Source organism: Aeromonas finlandensis, assembly GCF_000764645.1.
GTDB lineage: Bacteria > Pseudomonadota > Gammaproteobacteria > Enterobacterales > Aeromonadaceae > Aeromonas > Aeromonas finlandensis.
In genome coordinates, this window is sequence record NZ_JRGK01000024.1 from 19,756 (window position 1) to 40,061 (window position 20,306).

18 protein-coding genes are annotated in these 20,306 nt (G+C 61.5%); 10 read left to right on the forward strand and 8 right to left on the reverse strand.

What is annotated here, in order from left to right; translation table 11 throughout:
- Nucleotides 1-36: 36 nt before the first annotated feature.
- The 6 genes from LD28_RS0102140 (at nucleotide 37) to LD28_RS0102160 (ending at nucleotide 6,558) form a co-directional block, all read left to right on the forward strand.
- Nucleotides 37-579, forward strand: a complete 543-nt coding sequence (locus LD28_RS0102140; protein WP_033135380.1) for a cupin domain-containing protein — start codon at nucleotides 37-39, stop codon at nucleotides 577-579.
- A 124-nt stretch (nucleotides 580-703) separates the two neighbouring features.
- Nucleotides 704-2,200 (forward strand): aldehyde dehydrogenase, encoded by a 1,497-nt coding sequence (locus LD28_RS0102145; RefSeq protein WP_033135381.1) that lies wholly within the window; start codon nucleotides 704-706, stop codon nucleotides 2,198-2,200.
- 125 nt (nucleotides 2,201-2,325) lie between these two features.
- The gene (locus tag LD28_RS23525) at nucleotides 2,326-2,496 is read left to right on the forward strand and encodes a hypothetical protein (protein ID WP_005341999.1); all 171 of its coding nucleotides are present in this window, start codon (nucleotides 2,326-2,328) and stop codon (nucleotides 2,494-2,496) included.
- Nucleotides 2,497-2,621: 125 nt separating this feature from the next.
- Nucleotides 2,622-3,518: an EamA family transporter RarD gene (rarD, locus tag LD28_RS0102150; RefSeq protein ID WP_033135382.1), complete on the forward strand. Its 897-nt coding sequence runs from the start codon at nucleotides 2,622-2,624 to the stop codon at nucleotides 3,516-3,518.
- A gap of 181 nt (nucleotides 3,519-3,699) precedes the next feature.
- Nucleotides 3,700-5,319, forward strand: a complete 1,620-nt coding sequence (locus LD28_RS0102155; RefSeq protein WP_033135383.1) for a methyl-accepting chemotaxis protein — start codon at nucleotides 3,700-3,702, stop codon at nucleotides 5,317-5,319.
- 129 nt (nucleotides 5,320-5,448) lie between these two features.
- The gene (locus LD28_RS0102160; protein WP_193354294.1) at nucleotides 5,449-6,558 is read left to right on the forward strand and encodes a YeeE/YedE thiosulfate transporter family protein; all 1,110 of its coding nucleotides are present in this window, start codon (nucleotides 5,449-5,451) and stop codon (nucleotides 6,556-6,558) included.
- A gap of 80 nt (nucleotides 6,559-6,638) precedes the next feature.
- Here LD28_RS0102160 and ompA read toward each other — a convergent pair whose 3' ends face one another.
- The 6 genes from ompA to ilvG all read right to left on the reverse strand — a co-directional run bounded on the left by ompA (nucleotide 6,639) and on the right by ilvG (nucleotide 14,432).
- Complete coding sequence (gene ompA, locus LD28_RS0102165; RefSeq protein ID WP_033135385.1) at nucleotides 6,639-7,742, reverse strand: porin OmpA; 1,104 nt, start codon at nucleotides 7,740-7,742, stop codon at nucleotides 6,639-6,641.
- Nucleotides 7,743-8,044: 302 nt separating this feature from the next.
- Nucleotides 8,045-9,565, reverse strand: coding sequence for a threonine ammonia-lyase, biosynthetic (gene ilvA, locus LD28_RS0102170; protein WP_033135386.1), 1,521 nt, complete (start codon nucleotides 9,563-9,565; stop codon nucleotides 8,045-8,047).
- 3 nt (nucleotides 9,566-9,568) lie between these two features.
- Complete coding sequence (gene ilvD / locus LD28_RS0102175) at nucleotides 9,569-11,410, reverse strand: dihydroxy-acid dehydratase (protein WP_033135387.1); 1,842 nt, start codon at nucleotides 11,408-11,410, stop codon at nucleotides 9,569-9,571.
- 143 nt (nucleotides 11,411-11,553) lie between these two features.
- Nucleotides 11,554-12,498: a branched-chain amino acid transaminase gene (locus LD28_RS0102180; protein WP_005342010.1), complete on the reverse strand. Its 945-nt coding sequence runs from the start codon at nucleotides 12,496-12,498 to the stop codon at nucleotides 11,554-11,556.
- Between the two features lie 12 nt (nucleotides 12,499-12,510).
- On the reverse strand, nucleotides 12,511-12,789 hold the full coding sequence (gene ilvM, locus LD28_RS0102185) for an acetolactate synthase 2 small subunit (protein ID WP_033135388.1): 279 nt from the start codon (nucleotides 12,787-12,789) through the stop codon (nucleotides 12,511-12,513).
- Nucleotides 12,786-14,432: an acetolactate synthase 2 catalytic subunit gene (gene ilvG, locus LD28_RS0102190; RefSeq protein WP_033135389.1), complete on the reverse strand. Its 1,647-nt coding sequence runs from the start codon at nucleotides 14,430-14,432 to the stop codon at nucleotides 12,786-12,788. The genes ilvM and ilvG overlap by 4 nt, the downstream gene beginning before the upstream one ends.
- Nucleotides 14,433-14,816: 384 nt before the next feature.
- Here ilvG and LD28_RS0102195 point away from each other — a divergent pair, with 384 nt between their 5' ends.
- The 3 genes from LD28_RS0102195 to LD28_RS0102205 all read left to right on the forward strand — a co-directional run bounded on the left by LD28_RS0102195 (nucleotide 14,817) and on the right by LD28_RS0102205 (nucleotide 18,339).
- Entirely contained in the window at nucleotides 14,817-16,331 is a 1,515-nt protein-coding gene (locus tag LD28_RS0102195; protein WP_033135390.1) for a YifB family Mg chelatase-like AAA ATPase, read from the forward strand.
- A gap of 136 nt (nucleotides 16,332-16,467) precedes the next feature.
- Nucleotides 16,468-17,367, forward strand: a complete 900-nt coding sequence (locus tag LD28_RS0102200) for an acyltransferase (protein WP_033135391.1) — start codon at nucleotides 16,468-16,470, stop codon at nucleotides 17,365-17,367.
- Between the two features lie 6 nt (nucleotides 17,368-17,373).
- On the forward strand, nucleotides 17,374-18,339 hold the full coding sequence (locus tag LD28_RS0102205; RefSeq protein WP_033135392.1) for an acyltransferase: 966 nt from the start codon (nucleotides 17,374-17,376) through the stop codon (nucleotides 18,337-18,339).
- On the opposite strand, the gene LD28_RS0102210 is transcribed toward LD28_RS0102205, so the two are convergent.
- Nucleotides 18,264-18,770, reverse strand: coding sequence for a 2-thiouracil desulfurase family protein (locus tag LD28_RS0102210; protein WP_033135393.1), 507 nt, complete (start codon nucleotides 18,768-18,770; stop codon nucleotides 18,264-18,266). The two genes, LD28_RS0102205 and LD28_RS0102210, sit on opposite strands and share 76 nt — an antisense overlap.
- A gap of 97 nt (nucleotides 18,771-18,867) precedes the next feature.
- Entirely contained in the window at nucleotides 18,868-19,518 is a 651-nt protein-coding gene (locus LD28_RS0102215; RefSeq protein WP_033135394.1) for an NUDIX hydrolase, read from the reverse strand.
- Between the two features lie 74 nt (nucleotides 19,519-19,592).
- Here LD28_RS0102215 and LD28_RS0102220 point away from each other — a divergent pair, with 74 nt between their 5' ends.
- Nucleotides 19,593-20,228, forward strand: coding sequence for a nicotinamidase (locus LD28_RS0102220; RefSeq protein WP_033135395.1), 636 nt, complete (start codon nucleotides 19,593-19,595; stop codon nucleotides 20,226-20,228).
- Nucleotides 20,229-20,306: the final 78 nt, after the last annotated feature.

Consider the following 20,306-nt stretch of genomic DNA (forward strand, 5'->3'; position numbering starts at 1 on the left):
TTTTAATAATAGTAAACAGTCAAGGAGTGTCTATAGATGGATATCGGTCACCGCCTCAAGGCGGTTCGCACCAAGGCAGCCCTCTCCCAGCGCGAGCTGGCAAAGCGCTCCGGTGTGACCAACGGATTTATCTCCCAGATCGAGAAAAATCAGGTGAGCCCCTCTGTCGCCTCCCTGCGCAAGGTGCTGGAAGGCATCCCCATGTCGCTGGCCAGCTTCTTCACCGAAGAGACCGAAATGGGCACCGAAGTGATCTTCCGCGCCGCGGATATGCCGGATCTCGGCACCCACCCCATCAGCTATCGGCTGGTCGGACACAGCCGTGCCAACCGCGCTATCGGCATGTTGCAAGAGGTACTGCCACCGGGCGCCGACACTGGCGACGACATGCTGAGCCACGAGGGTGAAGAGTGCGGCATCGTCATCAAGGGCGAAGTTGAAGTGACCGTGGGCGAGCAGATCTACCTGCTGGGCGCCGGGGACGGCTACTACTTCGACAGCCGCACCCCCCACCGTTTTCGCAATAGTAGCGAGCAGGAGTGCATGCTGATTTCGGCCAACACCCCCGCCAGTTTCTGACATCCAGACGCCAGTCAGCAGGGGGGCAATGTTTAATGAATTGTTACAAGATGGATTTACAAGCGGCAGGATGTTTAGCATATTGATACGCGGAAACTGACTTTTGCCGGTTCAAGGAGTGAACATGAGTGACCTGACCCTGGCCCAGTGGCAACACAAGGCCGCCCATCTGACCCTGCCCTCGCAAGCCTTTATCAACGGCAGCTATCGGGATGCCGTCAATGGCGCCACCTTCGATTGCATCAACCCGGCCAACGGCAAGCTGCTGACCAGGGTAGCGGCCTGCGATGCCGCCGATGCCGAACTGGCGGTGCAGGCCGCTCGTGCCGCTTTCGAGGACAAACGCTGGTGCGGGCTGGCCCCGAAACAGCGCAAGCAGATCATGCAGCGCTTCGCCGAGCTGATGCGCCTCAACAAGGTGGAGCTGGCGCTGCTGGAGTCGCTGGACATGGGCAAACCCATCGGCGATGCAATGGGCTATGACGCCCCCGCCGCCGCCAACTGCATCGCCTGGAACGCCGAAGCGATCGACAAGATTTACGATCAGGTCGCCCCGGTAGAGGAGTCTGCTCTGGCGCTGGTGACCCGCGAAGCGCTCGGGGTGGTCGCCGCCATCGTGCCGTGGAACTTCCCACTGGTGATGGCCTGCTGGAAGCTGGGCCCGGCACTCGCTACCGGCAACTCGGTGATCCTCAAGCCTTCCGAAAAATCCCCCCTGACCGCCCTGCGCATCGCGGGTCTGGCCAAGGAGGCGGGCATTCCGGACGGCGTGTTCAACGTGCTGCCGGGCTTTGGCCACACCGTGGGTGAGGCGCTGGCCATGCATATGGATGTGGACTGCATCACCTTCACCGGCTCCACCAAGATCGGCAAACATCTGGTGCAGTGCTCCGGCAAATCCAACCTCAAGCGCGCCTTTATGGAGTGCGGCGGCAAGAGCCCCAACATCATACTGGCGGATGCGCCGGATCTGGACGCCGCCGCCAAGAGCGCCGCTGGCGCCATCTTCTACAACCAGGGCGAGGTGTGCACCGCCGCCTCTCGCCTGCTGGTACAAAACAGCATCAAACCGCAATTTATGGAGCGGCTGCTGGCCCACGCCAAGGAGTGGATTTCAGCCGACCCGCTCGACCCGGCAACCCGCATCGGCGCCATGGTGGACCACATCCAGATGGAGCAGGTGCTGCGCTATATCGAGATTGGCAAACAGGAGGGGGCCAAACTGCTGCTGGGGGGTAACCGCACCAATACCGGAAGCGGCGGCTTCTATATCGAGCCCACCATCTTCGACGAGGTGACCCCGCAGATGCGCATCTTCCGCGAGGAGATCTTCGGCCCTGTGCTGGCAGTGACCGGCTTCGATACCCTGGAAGAGGCAATCGCGCTGGGCAACGACACCGACTACGGGCTGGCGGCGGCGATCTGGACGGCGGATCTCAACAAGGCGGTGAAAGGCTCGCGCGCCCTGCGCGCCGGTACCGTGTTCGTCAACAACTGGGACGGTGGCGACATGACCATGCCGTTTGGCGGTTTCAAGCAGTCCGGCAACGGCCGCGACAAGTCGCTGCATGCACTGGAGAAGTACACCGAGCTGAAAAGCACCTGGATTCAGCTGGAATAGCACGACAAAGCAGCGCTATCGGATCAAAAAGGGGGAGAAATCCCCCTTTTGCATTTTTGGCCTTCCATCACCGAGCTCAATCCTTATAATGATAAAAAAGCCAACATGTTAAATATAAAGACAAAATGCTATTTTTTCTGGGAAGCGTACTTTTTCTGGTGATCGGTTTGCCCCTGCTGTTCTTCGTGCTGGGGCACGGCGAGGCCTACGTGACCTGGGGCCCCTGGATCTCCGCCATCGCCCTGATGTTGTGGCTGTTGATGGACGTCGACAAGATCCGCCGCGGTAAAGGCTGACCGGCCAGCCACACTTTTCCTTCTCCTCAAACTGCGTTTATTCGCTTCTTTCCCCGCAAAAGGATCGCTACACTGATTTTTTGTGATGTTTTCCCGCATCCAACGCTTCAGTAAAGGTCATCCGCATGCCGCAACAGATCCAGCGTCAGGGCGTTATCTACGCCCTGTGCGCCTATACCCTTTGGGGCATAGCCCCCATCTATTTCAAGACCATCTCTGCCGTCCCGGCCGCCGAGATCCTGACCCACCGGATGATCTGGTCCTGCGTGCTGCTGCTGGTGCTCACCCTGGCAGGCCGTCAGTGGCACAAGGTGCAGGCGGTGCTGCGCCAGCCAAAAGTGCTGCTCACCCTGGCGTTTACTTCGGTCACCGTCGGCGGCAACTGGCTGCTGTTTATCTGGGCCATCAACAACGGCCATATGCTGGATGCCAGCCTCGGCTACTACATCAACCCGCTGTTCAACGTACTGTTGGGGATGGTGTTTCTGAGCGAGAAGCTGCGCCGCCTGCAGTGGTGGGCGGTCGCGCTGGCCTTTGCCGGGGTGGCGATCCAGCTCATCGCCTTTGGCTCTTTGCCCTGGATTGCGCTGGTGCTGGCATCAAGCTTTGCCATCTATGGTCTGGTGCGCAAAAAACTGGCCCTCGATGCCCTCACCGGTCTGCTGATCGAAACCATGATCATGCTGCCGCCTGCGGCCATCTATCTGTGGGGCTTTGCCGACAGTCCGACCAGCCACATGACGGAGAACAGCTGGCAGCTCAACCTGTTGCTGATCGCCGCTGGCGCCGTCACCACGGCACCCCTGCTCTGCTTCACTGCCGCCGCGACCCGGCTCAAGCTCTCCACCCTGGGCTTCTTCCAGTACATTGGCCCCAGCATGATGTTCATCCTCGCGGTCACTCTCTATGGGGAAGCGCTGGCGATGGACAAGCTGCTCACCTTCGCCTGCATCTGGAGCGCGCTGGTGCTGTTCAGTCTGGATGGTCTACGCAGCGGCAAAGCTGCGCCAAGCCGGACCTGACACCGCCCCGTCAACCCTCTCCCCCGGCTCATCTGCCGGGGTTCTTTTTCGTGGCACCAGCGGTTTTCAGACTGCTACCTCCCCTTCTCCAGAGCCGACTCGCCATCAACAGGCCACACCCGAGTCGCACCATCCCGCCAGAGAGCTATGCTATCCATGGACGGAGCCGAATGGAGGCAACATGCTCAAGCACATTCACGACAGATCCCTGCTTTTTGGCCAGGTTCTGGGGATCATGGTTATTATCACGCTGATCTCCATCAGCTTTTTCGGGCTTTATTCGGTCCGGAGCGCAGCAGACCAGATGGGACAAGGGAAGGACGTGGTCGCCGACATCCTGCCGCCGCCCCTCTACCTCATCGAATCCCAGTTGCAGGTCTACACCCTGCTCCATGCCAAACCGGAAGAGCGGGAGGCCCTGCTGCAAACCCTCGCCCGGCTCCAGCAAGAGTTCGAGAGCCGCAACCGCTTCTGGCAAGAGAGCAATCTGAACGAGCCCCTCAAGGAGCTGCTGCTGGGGGAGCAAAAAGTGCAGGGGGAGCTGTTTTGGCAATTGCTCAACGCCAAGTTTATTCCGGCCATCAAAACGGGTGATATTGCCACAGCCACCCGCATTGCCACGAGCCTTCATGCCATCTACAGCGCCCATCGCCTCGGTGTGGATGCGACCGTCACCAGCGGCAACCAATATGCTGCCGATCAGATGATGCATCTGGCCGACACTACTCGCCTCTGCTATGGCCTGCTGCTGTGCGCCGCCCTGCTTGGTACCGGTCTCATCTTCTGGCTGGGTTTACCAACCCAGCAGCGGCTGCTGGCCGCAGGCAAAGCAACGGCAGCCATCGCAGAAGGGGAACTGAACCGCCCCATGCCGGAACCGGGCCTCGATGCCATCGGTGAGCTGATCCGCCAGATCGGGGCCATGCGCGACCAGCTTGCCACCCTGGTGGAGTCCCTGCAGCGCAGTGCCACTACACTGGATGATCGCGCCACCAGCCTGACCGCCATGGCACAGCGCCACGCCAATGACAGTCAGGCGCAGGTCGGGGCAGCCCACCATATCGAACAGGCCATCGAGCAACTCACCCACTCCATCGAGCAGGCGGGCGGTCAGCTGCATCAAGTGGGGGAGCTGACCCTGCTGTCAGCCACCCGCGCACAAGAGACCACCCACATCATTCACACCGTGGAGCAAGTGATCGATGAGCAAGCGGCGGGGGTAAAGCGGGTATCCCACACCATTTCGGATCTGGCCGGGCTCTCGCAGCAGATTGCCGGACTGGCGGGCGCCATTCACGATATTGCGGAGCAGACCAATCTACTGGCGCTGAACGCTGCGATTGAAGCTGCCCGAGCCGGTGAACAGGGACGCGGTTTTGCCGTGGTGGCCGATGAAGTGCGCTCGCTGGCGACCCGCACCGGCAGCGCCACCACCGAGATCAACACCATCATCGGCAAGATCCAGGATGTCAGCCTGCGCGCCGCCAGCGAGATGAATACCGAGCTGGCTCGGGTCGAACAAGCGGTCACCCACGCGATGACGGCACGCCAGAGCGTCACCCTAATCGAACAGAGCTGCGAGGAGATCAACCAGCGCATAGCCCAGGTCGATCAGCTGATGACCGATGAGACCCGCCTCATTCAGGGGATCCACCATCAGGTCGGCGAGATGTCCCGTCTGGCGGCCGAAGTCAATCAGAGCGCCAGCCACGCCGCCGAGGAGGCAGGCATGGTTGCCCAGCACGCCCGCATCCTGACCAGGCAGACTCGCCACTTCAACCTCGATGCCACCCACCATTAACTATCGGCGCTGGGCACTATACAGCGCCTGAATTTTCGTCTGTACCGGCAAAATGGGTGGCGTTGGGCTCCATGAGGGAATAGGATCCGCCCTCTCTCAATCCCAACCAACCATAAGGATCAAACTGGTATGAATCGAAAATGGTCGCTCCCCATCGTGGCACTCGCGGGGGGAGCGTTAATCTGGTTAAGCACTACCTTTGGCATGAAATGGGCCTTGATGGCTCTTATCGGATTCGGCTTCGGCTTCACCCTCTCCTTCAGCCGCTTCGGCATCGTGTTCGGTTGGCGTGAAATGCTGACCAAGCGCAACAGCTACTACGTGCGGGTTCACCTGCTCACCATCGCCATCGAAATTCTGCTGTTCACCACCTTCCTCTCCTTTAGTCACGCCCTGTTTGGCGATGCCATGGTGGGCAACGTGATGGCTATCGGCATTCCTTTCATCGTCGGTGCCTTCCTGTTCGGCATCGGCATGCAGCTGGCTGGCGTCTGCGCCACCGGCACCCTTTACTGCTGCGGCGAAGGGCAACCCCGCTTCTGGCTGGTGCTGATCTGCTACGGCATCGGTACTCTCATCAGCAACCAGTTCCGCCCCGAACTGGAGGCCACCTTCTCCAGCCATGTGGTGCTGGCCAAAGACCTGACCGGCAATATCTGGAGCGGCATGCTGCTTAACCTGGCGCTGGTCGCCGTACTGTTCCTGCTGTTTCGCAAGAGCGAGCTCAAGCGCACTGGCGAACTCAAGCCCATCTTCAGCGGTGGCAACCTGTTCTGGCGCGATGGCCGCTTCACCGTACTGACCGGCGGCATCATCATCGCCCTGCTCAACTCTTCCGTGGTCGCCCTGCACGGCTCGGCCTGGACCATCACCGGGGCCGTCTATGACATGGCGCTGCGTGGCGCCTCCCTGTTTGGCCTGTACGAAGGGAATCCCACTCTGGCCCAGCCGCTCTTCATCAATCCCATGGTCGGCATGTTCTGGCTCGGCATTCTGGGGGCCATGCTGGCGCGCTGCATTAGCGGTGGTGGCAACTTTGCCCCGATGCGGCTTGGCAACAGTCTGGCCTCCATCATCGGCGGCCTGCTGATGGGGATGGGTGCCATGTATAGCGCCTGCAACCTCGGCGGCTTCTTTGACGGCACCGCTTCCGGCAGCCTGCACGGCTGGGTCTGGATGCTGATGGCCCTCGCTGGCAGCCTGATCGGCATCCGCCTGCGCCCGCTGTTCAAGCTCTGAAGCTCGACACCACACGCACAGCATAAAAAAACGGGAGGCCAAGCCTCCCGTTTTTGCATTTATTTACCCCGTCGCACCGCTTACTGGGCTGGCTGGGAAACCCCTTCCAGATGGATTTCCACCCGGCGATCCGGAGCCAGACAGGAAATCAGCTCCTGTTTGGCGCGGCTGGCGCAGCTGTTGCCAGTGACCGGATTGGCCTTGCCACGTCCCTCGACCCGCACCTTGTCGGCATACAAGCCTTTGGATACCAGATAGCTGGCCACGCTCTGGGCCCGTTTCTCGGAGAGCGCCAGGTTGTAGTTGTCGGAGCCGATGCGGTCGGTATAACCGATCACGGTCGCGACGCCATCTTTCGGGTTGGCTGCCACAATCTGGCTAAACAGGGCGTCGAGCGCCTGATTGGCGGCCGGCTTCAGGGTTGCCTTGTTGAACTCGAATAGCACATCGGAACTCAGGCTGAACTCCTTGGGAGCGACCACCACGGCCGGAGCCGGTTCAGCGACCACAGGGGCAGGCGCCACAACCGGGGCACCCACCTGACCGAAGCGGTAGAGCATGCCAAAGGAGAGCAGACCGTTGTCCATCTCGATGCCGGAGCGATCGAGGGAGGCATCACCTAGCGGCGTGGTGTATTGATACTCCAGACGAGCGGCCCAGTTCTGGTCGATGGAGTACTCGGCACCCAGGGCACCGACAAAGGCAGCCCCGTGCTTGTTACCACTATCCTTGACGAAATCAGTAGCAGTCTGAGCTGACAGCTCATTGTTGGTCCAGGCATAACCACCACCGATCCGCCCATACAGATCAAGCACATCGTTGACCGGGAAACCAATCTTCATGGTGGCCTGAACCATCTGGCTCTTCGCTTCGCCTTCGATTTTGACTCCACTCAGCTCGCCGGATGAGGTGTACTTGCCAAACCAGTCATAACCCAGTTCGAACGCCAGGTTGGGGTTAACCTGATACCCGGCAAAAGCGCCCAACCCAAGGGAATCCTGACTGGTACCTGTATTGCCCAGAGCCCCCAGCGTGCTGGAGACCACCTGCTTCTGGTCGACGTCAAAATACTTGGACCAACCGGCCTTGCCGCCGGCATACCAGGTGTTGTCCTGAGCGGCGGCCTGAACGGCCCCGGCCGCCAGCAGACCACTGACCAATACGGCAAGCATGGATTTATTCATATTTTCGCCTCTGCAATAAGTCGTTATGGGCGCCTGAGTGCGCACTTTCCCTGTGTGAAGCCGTCAGGCGGCCTCTCCGCTATTCAGGGTATCCCATCCTGTCACAGCCTCAAATGACCAGCTCATCAGGAGTGTGAGCTTGCCAGCAATATCCGGCGTAAAAATCACCAGCATACTGGTTCACATGGTTTTACCAGTTAAACCATGACCTTGCGTCGTACGGAGTGGACCTATCCACACGCAGCAATAGAAAAGGGAGGCATCACGCCTCCCTTCGGATGAGTAGTTGAAGCCCCACTTGCTCAACTGGCCAGGAACAGCCGGTAGGCGGGGTCGTCGCTCACCTCTTTCCAACGGTAGCCAATCTCGTGCAGGTAGTCGTGGAAGGCGGCCACGTCTTCGTCCGGCAGTTCGAAGGCGCAGAGCACCCGGCCGTAGTCGGCACCGTGGTTGCGGTAGTGGAACAGGCTGATGTTCCAGCGACAGCCCAGGGTCTCCAGAAAACGCATCAGGGCGCCCGGCTGCTCCGGAAACTTGAAGCTGTAGAGACGTTCGCCGAGGGGCCGGGCCGGGCGGCCGCCAATCATGTAACGCACGTGATTCTTGGCAAGCTCGCTCTCGGTCATGTTGACCACCGGATAGCCGTTGCCGCCGAGCTGATCGATGATCTGGCCCAGCTCCTCGTCACCGCCGGTGAGGCGCACCGAGACAAACAGCGACGCCTGCACCGCATCCGAATAGCGATAGTTGAACTCGGTCACCATACGGGGCCCGAGCTGGCGGCAGAAGTCGAGGAAGGCCCCCTTGCGCTCGGGGATGGTCACCGCCAGCATGCCCTCGCGCTTCTCGCCGATCTCGCAGCGCTCCGACACGTAGCGCAGGCTGTGGAAGTTGACGTTGGCACCGGACAGAATGGCCGCCATCCGCCCCCCTTTCACCTGCTCCCGCTCGCTGTAGGCCTTGAGGCCCGCCAGCGACAATGCCCCCGAAGGCTCGGCGATGGCGCGGCAGTCGTCGAAGATGTCTTTCAACGCGGCACAGATCTGGTCGTTGGAGACGGTCACCACCTCGTCCAGATACTGGTTGCAGAGGCGGAAGGTCTCCTCGCCGATGCGCCTGACCGCCACCCCATCGGCAAACAGGGAGACCCGCTCCAGATTGACCGGCTCGCCCGCCGCCATGGCCGCCTTGAGGCAGGCAGACCCTTCAGCTTCCACCCCGATCACCTTCACATCCGGCAGCAGTTGCTTGATATAGACCGCCACCCCGGCGGCCAGCCCGCCGCCCCCCACCGGCACGAAGACGTGGGTGAGGTGAATGTCCTGATCCAGCAGCTCCTTGCCGATGGTGCCCTGTCCGGCGATCACCTCGACGTCATCAAACGGCGGGATCAGGGTGTAACCCTCCAGCTCGGCGAGGCGGCGGCTCTCGGCATAGGCCTCGTCGAAGCTGTTGCCAAACAGCATGACGTTGCCGCCCTGACGGCGCACCGCATCGATCTTGATGTCCGGCGTGGTCTTGGGCATCACGATGATCGCCTTGATGCCGAGCTTGGCGGCAGACAGGGCGACTCCCTGCGCATGGTTACCCGCAGAGGCAGCGATGACGCCGTGATCCTTCTGCTCCTGGGTCAGGGTGGCGATCTTGTGATAGGCACCGCGCAGCTTGAAGGAGTGGACCGGTTGCAGATCCTCCCGCTTCAGACTGACATGGTTGCCGAGCCGCTCGGAGAGTTTTTTCAACGTTTGCAACGGGGTCACTCGCGCCGCCTCGTAGACGGGAGAGAGCAGCACCTTGCGTAGATAATCAGCCGCAGAGACCATGATTTACTCCCCCAGCATCGAGCGATCGCGCACCGCACCCTTGTCGGCGCTGGTAGCGAACATGGCGTAGGCGCGCAGGGCAAAGGAGACCTGGCGCTGACGATCGAGCGGCTTCCAGCCACGAGCCTCGACGGCGACACGGCGGGCAGCCAGCACGCTGTCGGCCACCTCCAGCACCATGCTGCGAGCCGGAATGTTGATGCTGATGATGTCGCCATCCTCCACCAGACCGATGGTGCCGCCAGAGGCTGCTTCCGGCGAGACATGGCCGATGGAGAGGCCCGAGGTGCCGCCGGAGAAACGGCCATCGGTAATCAGGGCGCACGCCTTGCCCAATCCCATGGATTTCAGATAGGTGGTGGGGTAGAGCATCTCCTGCATGCCGGGGCCCCCTTTCGGCCCTTCGTAGCGGATCACCACCACCTCGCCCGCTTTCACTGTGCCGTCGAGGATGCCGTTCACCGCGCTCTCCTGGCTCTCGAACACCCGGGCCGGGCCACGGAAGGTGAGGTTCTCCTCATCCACTCCGGCGGTCTTGACGATGGCGCCATTGACTGCGAGGTTGCCGGAGAGCACGGCGAGGCCGCCCTCCTGGCTGTAGGCGTTATCCAGCGAGCGGATGCAGCCCTCGGCTCTGTCCAGATCCAGCTCCGGCCAGCGGCAATCCTGACTGAACGCCTTGGTGGTGCGGATCCCGGCCGGGCCAGCGCGGTAGAAGTCCACCACCTCCTGACTCGGCTGGCGGCTGACGTCATATTCATTGAGCTGTTCGACAAGGGAGCAACCCAACACGGTGCGGGTATCGCCGTGTACCAGACCCGCTTTTTCCAACTGGCCCAGAATCGCCACCACGCCACCGGCGCGGTGCACATCTTCCATATGGTACTTCTGGGTGGAGGGCGCCACCTTGCACAGCTGCGGCACCTTGCGGGACATGCGGTCGATGTCGGCCATGGTGAAGTCGACGCCCGCCTCCTGCGCAGCTGCCAGCAGGTGCAGCACGGTATTGGTGGAACCACCCATGGCGATATCCAGTGCCATGGCATTCTCGAACGCCGCCTTGGTGGCGATATTGCGCGGCAGGGCGGTCTCGTCATCCTGTTCATACCAGCGCTTGGCCAGGGTCACGATGCGTTGACCCGCCAGCTTGAACAGCTGCTCGCGATCGGCGTGGGTCGCCAGCATGGAGCCGTTGCCCGGCTGGGAGAGGCCGAGCGCTTCGGTCAGACAGTTCATGGAGTTGGCGGTAAACATGCCGGAGCAGGAGCCGCAGGTAGGGCAAGCGCTGCGCTCTACCTGTTCGCTCTGGGCGTCTGATACCTTGGGATCGGCGCCCTGAATCATGGCGTCCACCAGATCCAGCTTGATGATCTGATCGGAGAGCTTGGTCTTGCCCGCTTCCATCGGGCCACCGGAGACGAAAATGACCGGGATATTGATGCGCAGGGCGGCCATCAGCATCCCCGGGGTGATCTTGTCGCAGTTGGAGATACAGACCATGGCGTCGGCGCAGTGGGCGTTGACCATGTACTCCACCGAATCGGCAATCAGTTCACGCGACGGCAGGGAGTAGAGCATGCCGCCGTGGCCCATGGCGATGCCGTCATCCACCGCTATGGTGTTGAACTCCTTGGCCACCGCGCCTGCGGCTTCGATTTCGCGGGCCACCAGCTGGCCCAGATCCTTGAGGTGGACGTGGCCCGGTACAAACTGGGTAAAGGAGTTGACCACGGCGATGATGGGTTTGCCGAAATCCTGATCGGTCATTCCGGTGGCACGCCACAGGGCGCGGGCCCCGGCCATGTTACGTCCGTGGGTGGTGGTGGCGGATCTCAACTTCGGCATGTCTCTACTCCCTGAATACCCATATGGGCTCGATGCGTTATGCGGTGATGATACGAGTGGATCGGAATCGACCCTGGTGAAGACTCCTCTGGGAAGCTCTCACCGGAAGCGACTCGGGGAGGCATGGCGCCTCCCCTCTCTTATCAGTCGTTGACTGGCGTCAGCCAGCCCCACTTGTCCTCGGTCTGACCGTTGAACAGGCCGAAGAAGGCGTTTTGCAACTGCTCGGTCACCGGGCCACGGCTGCCAGCGCCCACCTTCATCCGATCGACGGAGCGCACCGGGGTCACTTCGGCGGCCGTGCCGGTCATGAAGATTTCGTCCGCCACATAGAGCGCCTCGCGGGGCAGCGCCTGCTCGCGCACCTCGTAACCCAGATCGCGGGCCAGCGTCATGATGGTGTCGCGGGTGATACCGGGCAGGATGGCGGCGGTAGCGGGCGGGGTGAACAGCACGCCGTTCTTCACCAGAAACAGGTTCTCCCCCGCCCCTTCGCTCAGGTAGCCGTTCACGTCCAGCGCCAGCCCCTCGGCGAAGCCGTTGCGCTTGGCTTCGCGGCTGATCAGCTGGGATGACAAATAGTTGCCCCCCGCCTTGGCGCCGGTGGGAATGGTGTTGGGAGCGAGTCGGTTCCAAGAGGTGACGCAGACATCCACCCCATTTTTTAGCCCCTCTTCCCCCAGATAGGCGCCCCACGGCAGGGCAGCCACCATCAGGTCAGCCTTGGCATCCAGCGGCGGATGCAGCCCCAGCCCCACGTTGCCGACAAAGGCCAGCGGGCGCAGATAGCCGCTCTTCAGGCCGTTCTCGCGCACCACGGTGCGGCAGGCTTCATTCACTTCGGACTCGCTGTAGGGGACGTCCATCCAGTAGATCTTGGCGGAGTCGAACAGGCGGCGGGTGTGCTCCTGCAGACGGAAGATGCAGGTGCCCTTGGGGGTGTCGTAGGCGCGCACACCCTCAAACACCGAGGAGCCGTAGTGCAGGGCGTGGCTCATGACGTGCACCTGGGCATCCTGCCAGGGCACCAGTTTGCCGTTGAACCAGATGTATTGGGGGTGAGTGGCGGATTGGGAAGGCTGTGACATTGGCTTGGCTCCTTAAGCTCTGATCCGGGGTTGCTGTTCCAGTGCATCGACCCGGGAGACGTCCACCAGCTTCACCAGCTGGCTCCACAACTGTTGGATGGGACGCACCGACTCGACAGTAACCGTGATCCGCAGTTGTTGGCAATCCTGCTCCATATTCAAGGCGCAGAGATTGAAGCCGCGGTGACGCACCACCCGCAGCACCCGCTCCATCACTTCCGGTCTGGGCTGGGCGTGGATATGCAGGGTGTGCTGTGCAAATACTGGCTGGGCAAGGGTGTGCGGGTTCATGGGCGTTGCTCCATCATCTGGTGGTTGGCGACTCCCGGCGGAACCAGGGGCCAGACGTTTTCTTCCTCTGAAATAGCCACATGCAGCAGGTAGGCGCCTTCGCTCTTCAGCAGGCGATCGAGGGCTCCGGCTATCTGCTCCTTGCATGTGATGGTCTCGCCGGGGATGCCGAAAGCAGCAGCCAGGGCGACGAAGTCGGGGTTGTCGGAGAGGATGGTCTCGCTGTAGCGGCCGTCGAAGAACAGCTCCTGCCACTGGCGCACCATGCCGAGGCGCTGGTTATCCAGCAGCACCATCTTCACCTTGAGCTGGGCCCGGCGGATGGTGCCGAGCTCTTGCACGTTCATCATGAAAGAGCCATCACCGCTCACCAGCACCACTTCATCCTCCGGGCGCGACATCTTGGCGCCGATGGCGGCGGGCAGACCAAAGCCCATGGTGCCGAGACCGGCGCTGGAGAGGTGGTTGCGCGGGCTGGTGAAGCGCATGTGCTGGGCTACCCACATCTGATGCTGACCCACGTCGCAGGCCACCACGCTGCTCTCCGGCAGCCGGGCAGAGAGCTGCTTGAGCAGAGCCGGGGCATAGATGGCCTGACCCGGATGGTCGTAGCGAAACGCATATTCGCGGGCCATGGCGGCACAGTGTTCACGCCAGGGGGCGATGTCGAGAGTCATGGCGAGGGCGGGCAACACCCGCTTGAGATCCGTGGTGATCCCCACCTCGGCGGCGCGGCGCTTGCCGAACTCGGCGGCATCCACATCGAGATGGATCACTTTCGCCTCGGGGGCAAACTGCTCCAGCTTGCCTGTCACCCTGTCGTCGAAACGGGCGCCCACTACCAGCAGCAAGTCGCACTGCTGCACCGCATAGTTGGCCGCCTTGGTGCCGTGCATGCCGAGCATGCCGAGGTAGACGGGGCTGTCGGGGTCAAGCGCGCCGATCCCCTTGAGGGTGGTGACCGCAGGCATGCCGGTGGCGGCGGCAAAGTCGCGCAACTGCTGCTCGGCATTGGCCATGCCCACTCCGCCACCGACGTAAAGCACCGGACGCTCGGCTGCGGCGATCAGAGTGCGGGCTGCGGCCAACTCCGAGGGGTTGAGCGCCTCTGGCTCTTCCACCGCAAACAGTGGGCTCTGGGGCGGCACGGCCGCAAGTTGCACATCCTTGGGAAAATCGATCAGCACCGGACCCGGACGCCCTTCGGTGGCGATGACGAAGGCTTCTGCCAGCACCCGCCCCAGATCGGCGGCATCGGTCACCATGAAGGAGTGCTTGGTACAGGAGAGGGACATGCCGAGCACGTCGACCTCCTGAAACGCATCGGTACCGATGGCGGAACAGGGCACCTGACCGCTGATGGCCACCAGCGGCACAGAATCGAGCAGCGCCTCCGCCAGACCGGTCACCAGATTGGTAGCGCCGGGGCCGGAGGTGGCGATACAGACCCCCACCTGACCGGAGGCGCGGGCATAACCGACCGCCGCCATGGCGGCACCCTGCTCGTGGCGGCAGAGCTGATGGGCCAGACCACCGTCATACAGGGCATCGTAGACCGGCATGATGGCCCCGCCCGGGTAACCAAACACCTGGGTCACACCCTGTTTCTTGAGAGCCTGTACCAAAAACTGCGCGCCGTTCATGTGGAAAATCCTGTCCTTTGGTCGAAAAAAAACCCCCGAGCTGTGAGGCTCGGGGGTCGCTTGTTTCGTTCTGTCCGGTGGTGGGTCTATCCCTTGTTCCGTGCAGCTAAACGAGCCCCGAGCGGTGAGATAATAATCACCACTAGGACCACAATAATGCTGACGAAACGGGAGGCCATGTTCATAGTTACAACCGGAAATCCTGTGAAATTGAGGCGGTTTGTACCGCGAATGGCTATTAGAACTAGCACGGTGATTTTTATTGGGCAAGCCTTTTTTCTGTGACAACCCACTGATTTTGGCTATTCCTCAGCCGGAACTCTGGAATAAAAAACCAACAATAAGCAGTTAGTCAGAACATATATCAACTCAAGGACGGGATTTATGTCATTAGCTGTGGTTTATAGCCGTGCCAGCCTCGGGATCGCGGCCCCGCAAGTTACAGTGGAAGTTCACCTCTCCAACGGCCTGCCCGCCTTCAACATGGTTGGCCTGCCGGAAACCTCGGTGAAGGAGTCACGGGATCGGGTGCGCAGCGCCCTGCTCAACGGCAATTTCGAGTTCCCGAGCAAGCACATCACCGTCAATCTGGCACCCGCTGACCTGCCCAAAGAGGGTGGCCGTTTCGATCTGGCCATCGCCATCGGCATTCTCGCCGCTTCCAAGCAGATACCTGTAAAATACCTGCTCGATCACGAATTTTTGGGGGAGTTGGCCCTGACCGGCGAGATCCGCCCCGTGCTCGGGGTGCTGCCTGCTGTGCTCGCCTGCCGCGATGCGGGGCGCACTCTGCTGGTGCCGCGGGAAAACGGCCCGGAAGCCTCCCTCATTCAGGATGCCGAGGTGCGCACCGCCCACCAGTTGCTGGCCGTCACCGCCTGGCTGGCAGGCCAGTACGAGCTGCCACTGCCAGATCCACAAAGCACGGAGAGCCTGCCCGATGTGCCGGATCTGCAGGATGTGATCGGCCAGTCCCAAGCCAAACGGGCACTGGAGATCGCCGCCGCCGGTAGCCACAACCTGCTGTTCATCGGCCCGCCCGGCACCGGCAAGAGCATGCTGGCGAGTCGTCTGCCAGGCATTCTGCCACCGCTGAGCGAACAGGAAGCGCAACAGACCGCCGCCATCCACTCCATCGGCGGCCTGACCCCGCGCGCCGGTCACTGGCACCACAGGCCATACCGCACGCCGCACCACAGCGCCTCCGCCGTCGCGCTGGTGGGGGGCGGCAGCCACCCAAGGCCCGGCGAAATTTCGTTGGCCCACAACGGGGTGCTGTTTTTGGACGAGCTGCCCGAATTTGAGCGCAAGGTACTCGACTCCCTGCGTGAACCGCTGGAGACGGGCCACATCACCATCAGCCGGGCCGCCCGTCAGGTAGATTTTCCAGCCCGCTTCCAGCTGGTCGGTGCCATGAATCCCAGCCCATGCGGCCACTATGGCGACGGCCAGACCCGCTCCAGCCCGGATCAGATCCTGCGCTACCTCGGCAAACTCTCCGGCCCCTTTCTCGACCGGTTCGACCTGACGGTGGAGGTGCCACTGTTGCCCAAGGGGAGTCTGACCGGCAAGGCGGAGCGGGGGGAGTCGAGCCAGCAGATCCGCGATCGGGTACTGGCGGCGCGGGAGCGAATGCTCGGCCGCAATGGCAAACTCAACAACCTGCTGGATAGTCGCGAGATAGAGGATATTTGCAGACTATCGCCGCAAGATGCCGAATTTTTGGAGAATGCCATCCAGAAGCTGGGGCTCAGCATCCGGGCCTGGCACCGCATTTTGCGGGTGTCGCGCACCATCGCCGATCTGGCAGGGCAACCGGCTATCGGCAAGGAGCATCTCATCGAGGCGCTCGGTTATCGCGCCATGGATCGGCTGCTGTCGCGGCTGCGCAGCGGATGAATAGGCTGCATTGCGCGAAGTGAGTCCCTTGCTACCGATAGCTCTCTACATGGTCTCGCGAGCCATCGGCTGATATTATGGCCACAGATCTGACCACTTTATGGCCCTTTATCGACAGCAAGACGGACCCTAACTCATGCCCAACAAGCTGACAGAGCGACTGCGCGGCAGCCTCTCCACCCTGCTCTATTTTTTCAACACCCTCTTCTGGTTTATCCCCATCTTCTTGCTGGGTCTGCTCAAGCTGCCGCTACCGCTCAAGGGGTGGCGAACCCTCTGCAATGCCCTGCTGGATGGCTGTGCCAGCTGCTGGATCGGTTTCAACAATCTGATCCAGAAAACCATCATCAAAACACCTTTCGAGGTGGTCGGAGTGGACAAAGGGCGCCGGAATGAGTGGTATATGGTGATTGCCAACCATCAATCCTGGGTCGACATACTGGTACTGCAGCGGGTTTTTAACCAAAAAATCCCCTTCCTGAAGTTTTTCCTCAAGAAAGAGCTGATTTGGGTACCTTTTCTCGGTCTGGCATGGTGGGCGCTCGACTTTCCCTTCATGCGGCGATATTCCAGGAAATTTCTGGAAAAACACCCCCATCTGAAGGGAAAAGACATAGAGACAACCCGTAAAGCCTGTGCCAGGTTCCGCCACATTCCGGTGAGTGTGATGAACTTCGTCGAAGGCACCCGCTTCACCGGCAGCAAGCATCAGAAGCAGGGATCGCCCTATCGTCACCTGCTCCACCCGAAAGCAGGCGGCATCGCTTTTACCCTGGCAGCCATGGGTGACCAGTTGCATCAACTGGTGGATGTCACCATCGCCTATCCGGACGGCATCCCCAGCTACTGGGACTTTATGTGCGGCCGGGTCGGGCAAATCAAGGTTCAGGTCCGCTATTTGCCGATCGACCGCAAGCTGGTGGGGGATTACTTCAATGACCCCGAGTTCCAACAAGAGTTTCAACAGTGGTTGAACGGGATCTGGCACGAGAAGGACCAGACCCTGAGCCAACTGCTGGCAACCAAGGCGCAGTAGAGATCCATGCTAACCCTGCTTCCCGGCCCGCTGGTGCTGATCATCAGCGCAGGCCTGACCATCCTGTTCACCGCCTTGTGCGCCAGCCTGATCCTGCTGGTATCGCTGGCCAAACTGCTGCTGCCGATCCCGGCCTTTGGCCGCGCCTGCAGCCGCCTCAACAACCGCTTCATGCGCCTGTGGCTGGCCTGCAATGCGCTGGTGATCCGTCTCACGATGCGCATCGACTGGCAGATCGAAGATAAGACCCGACTGCGCAAGGATGGCTGGTACCTCGTCATCAGCAACCACATGAGCTGGACCGACATAGTGGTGCTGGGTCACCTGTTCCGGGATCGGCTACCGGTGCCCAAGTTCTTTATGAAGCACGAGCTGATCTACATCCCGCTGCTGGGGCTCGCCTGCTGGGGGCTCGACATGCCCTTTATGCGCCGCTATTCACGGGAATTCTTGCTGCGCAACCCGCACCTGCGCGGCAAGGATATCGAGACCACTCGCAATGCCTGCGGGAAGTTTCGCCACATCCCCACCACCGTCATCAACTTTGTGGAAGGGACCCGCTTCACCGAGCAGAAACGGGATGCCGCCCGCTCCCGCTATCGTCACCTGATGCCGCCCAAAGCGGCGGGACTGGCCTTCACGCTGGCAGCCATGGGCGAGCAGTTTGATAGTCTGATCAACGTCACCATCCGCTATCCGGACAACGCCGAGACCCCGTTCAAGGACTTCCTGATGGGACGGGTAAAACGCATTCAGGTGCGGATTGAGGAGCTGCCGGTGGATGAGGCGCTGGTTGGCGACTACTTCAATGACAAGCAGTTCAAGCGGGGTTTTCAGGAGTGGCTAAACCAGCGCTGGCAGGAGAAGGACGAGGTGCTGGAGGGGTGGCAGAGCGGTCAAGCGCCGCTGCCGGTTGCCGCCAAATCCGGGGAGGAGTCCAAAGAGAGTGCCGAGGCCAACTCGACCAACTGATCCTCAGAAAAGACCGCAATCCCGTGGCGGCGCAGCAGCGCAGTGGTCTTGCCCTCGCCCGCCACAGAGACACCCTCGAAGCGGCCGTTATAAATACGGCCGCTGCCACATGAAGGGCTCCCCTCTTTCAGCAGGGCGAAGCGAATGCCCTGCGCCTGACAGATTTCCAGCGCCAGCTCGGCGCCGCGCTCAAACTCGGCGGTCACATCCAGCCCGCTCGCCGTCACCACCCGCTCACCCTGCTGCTCGGCAGGGGGCCGCGGGGTCGGCAAACCGCCCGCCACTTCGGGGCAGAAGGCCAGCGCCCGACCTTCGGCACCCAGCGTACTCAGCCAGTCGCTGACAATCCCCTTGCTCTGGCCGTCGTAACGCACCGGCTGACCCAACAAGCAGGCGCTTACCAGCACCTTGTGCACGCTGGTCTCACTCATGCTTTGCTCCCCCACTGGCTAAAACCTGGGCCATCGTAACGCAACGAACATGGACCCAGCAGACAAGCACTCACCAACACTCGAACGGGATTCGCACTCACGCTTCCGCTCCATGCATCACCTGATCGAACATCACGCAGCAGGGACTCTCCAGCCGGTAGAGAATGGCGGGGCGCTGTTTGCCGGTGCGCTTGCGGCCGGTATCCACCAGAATGTCGGCACGATGGATCCGCTTGCGAAAGGCCGCCGTATTCATCGGTGTTTGCAGGATGATTTCGAAGGTGCGCTGCACCTCGGAGAGGGTGAACTCGGGCCCCAGCAGTTGCAGCGGCAGGGTGCTGTAGCGGCTCTTGATCCGCAGCCGCTCCAGCCCCTTGGCGATGAGCTGGACATGGTCGAAGGCGAGGCTCAGCCCCGGCAAGTTGGCGAGCGGATGCCAGCAGCCGTGGATCGCTTCCACTTCCGGATCCACCAGGCAGAGATAGACCAGGGTCGTGGACCAGCCGCGGGGATCCCGCTCCAGATTGCCGAGGGTGCAGACCTGCTCGCTGTAGCAGTGACCGAGCCCCCACTCCGCCAGCAGCCGGCGCTGGGCGGCATCCAGATCCCGATCCCGGGTCTCATCGATGCGCAGCGCCGGCAGTTGCCAGCAGTGGGCAAAGGGAGGGCGATCACGGGTCTCGAGCAGCAGCTCGAGCCGCTCCTCATGCAACCGCAGCACCACCATATCCAGACTCATTCTCAGCATGCCGATCGCCCTGCTCGCCTTCCATTAATGTTTGGTAGATAATATCACACGAATAGTATGTGCAGGAGCCAATCATGGGAACCGTCGCCAGCCTGGATATTGATGCGCAGAAGGGCTTTACCCCCCTCTGCCCGAACGAACTGCCCGTCGCGGGCGGTGATGATATTGTGGCCGCACTCAACGCTCAGGCCACCCTCGCCACGCTGCGGATCGGCAGCAAAGACGCTCACCCTGCCAATGCCGCCTGGGCCGTCTCTGACCCCTCTGGCATGCTGCTGCCGCTGGATCTGCCCAACGCCGACCTCACCTGGCCGGTGCACTGCGTGCCGGGCAGCAAAGGATTCGAGCTGCTTGACGGCCTGCCCGCCCCCATCGACTATGACTTCTTCGTCTGGAAGGGGGTCGAGCCGGATCTGCATCCCTACGGCACCTGCTTCCACGACCTGGCCGAACGGCGCAGTACCGGACTCATCGAATTCCTGCAAGCCCGCAAGGTCGATACCGTGCTGGTCGGCGGCCTCGCCACCGACTACTGTGTCAAAACCAGCGTGCTGCAACTGCGCCGTGCCGGTTTCCGGGTGATCGTCCATCTCGATGCCTGCCGTGGCATCGCTCCCGCGACGATTGCCAGCGCCCACACCCAGATGATCGAGGCTGGCGCCGAACTGGCCCAGACCCTGATCGATGTACAACGCCTGCTGGACGCCTGATATGCCCCCCATTCTCATCAGCCTGCCCGATACCGGCGTCTGCAATCTACAAAAGCGGCAGGGGAGCGTTATTGCGTT

Excerpts from the sequence above, each read along its gene's own strand:
- LD28_RS0102195 (WP_033135390.1), top strand. The coding sequence starts at position 14,817 with ATGTCATTAGCTGTGGTTTATAGCCGTGCCAGCCTCGGGATCGCGGCC.
- LD28_RS0102145 (WP_033135381.1), top strand. The coding sequence starts at position 704 with ATGAGTGACCTGACCCTGGCCCAGTGGCAACACAAGGCCGCCCATCTG.
- ilvM (WP_033135388.1), bottom strand. The coding sequence starts at position 12,789 with ATGAACCCGCACACCCTTGCCCAGCCAGTATTTGCACAGCACACCCTG.
- LD28_RS0102140 (WP_033135380.1), top strand. The coding sequence starts at position 37 with ATGGATATCGGTCACCGCCTCAAGGCGGTTCGCACCAAGGCAGCCCTC.
- ompA (WP_033135385.1), bottom strand. The coding sequence starts at position 7,742 with ATGAATAAATCCATGCTTGCCGTATTGGTCAGTGGTCTGCTGGCGGCC.
- ilvD (WP_033135387.1), bottom strand. The coding sequence starts at position 11,410 with ATGCCGAAGTTGAGATCCGCCACCACCACCCACGGACGTAACATGGCC.
- LD28_RS0102205 (WP_033135392.1), top strand. The coding sequence starts at position 17,374 with ATGCTAACCCTGCTTCCCGGCCCGCTGGTGCTGATCATCAGCGCAGGC.
- LD28_RS0102180 (WP_005342010.1), bottom strand. The coding sequence starts at position 12,498 with ATGTCACAGCCTTCCCAATCCGCCACTCACCCCCAATACATCTGGTTC.
- LD28_RS0102200 (WP_033135391.1), top strand. The coding sequence starts at position 16,468 with ATGCCCAACAAGCTGACAGAGCGACTGCGCGGCAGCCTCTCCACCCTG.
- LD28_RS0102220 (WP_033135395.1), top strand. The coding sequence starts at position 19,593 with ATGGGAACCGTCGCCAGCCTGGATATTGATGCGCAGAAGGGCTTTACC.
- LD28_RS0102155 (WP_033135383.1), top strand. The coding sequence starts at position 3,700 with ATGCTCAAGCACATTCACGACAGATCCCTGCTTTTTGGCCAGGTTCTG.
- ilvG (WP_033135389.1), bottom strand. The coding sequence starts at position 14,432 with ATGAACGGCGCGCAGTTTTTGGTACAGGCTCTCAAGAAACAGGGTGTG.
- LD28_RS23525 (WP_005341999.1), top strand. The coding sequence starts at position 2,326 with ATGCTATTTTTTCTGGGAAGCGTACTTTTTCTGGTGATCGGTTTGCCC.
- rarD (WP_033135382.1), top strand. The coding sequence starts at position 2,622 with ATGCCGCAACAGATCCAGCGTCAGGGCGTTATCTACGCCCTGTGCGCC.
- ilvA (WP_033135386.1), bottom strand. The coding sequence starts at position 9,565 with ATGGTCTCTGCGGCTGATTATCTACGCAAGGTGCTGCTCTCTCCCGTC.
- LD28_RS0102215 (WP_033135394.1), bottom strand. The coding sequence starts at position 19,518 with ATGCTGAGAATGAGTCTGGATATGGTGGTGCTGCGGTTGCATGAGGAG.
- LD28_RS0102210 (WP_033135393.1), bottom strand. The coding sequence starts at position 18,770 with ATGAGTGAGACCAGCGTGCACAAGGTGCTGGTAAGCGCCTGCTTGTTG.
- LD28_RS0102160 (WP_193354294.1), top strand. The coding sequence starts at position 5,449 with ATGAATCGAAAATGGTCGCTCCCCATCGTGGCACTCGCGGGGGGAGCG.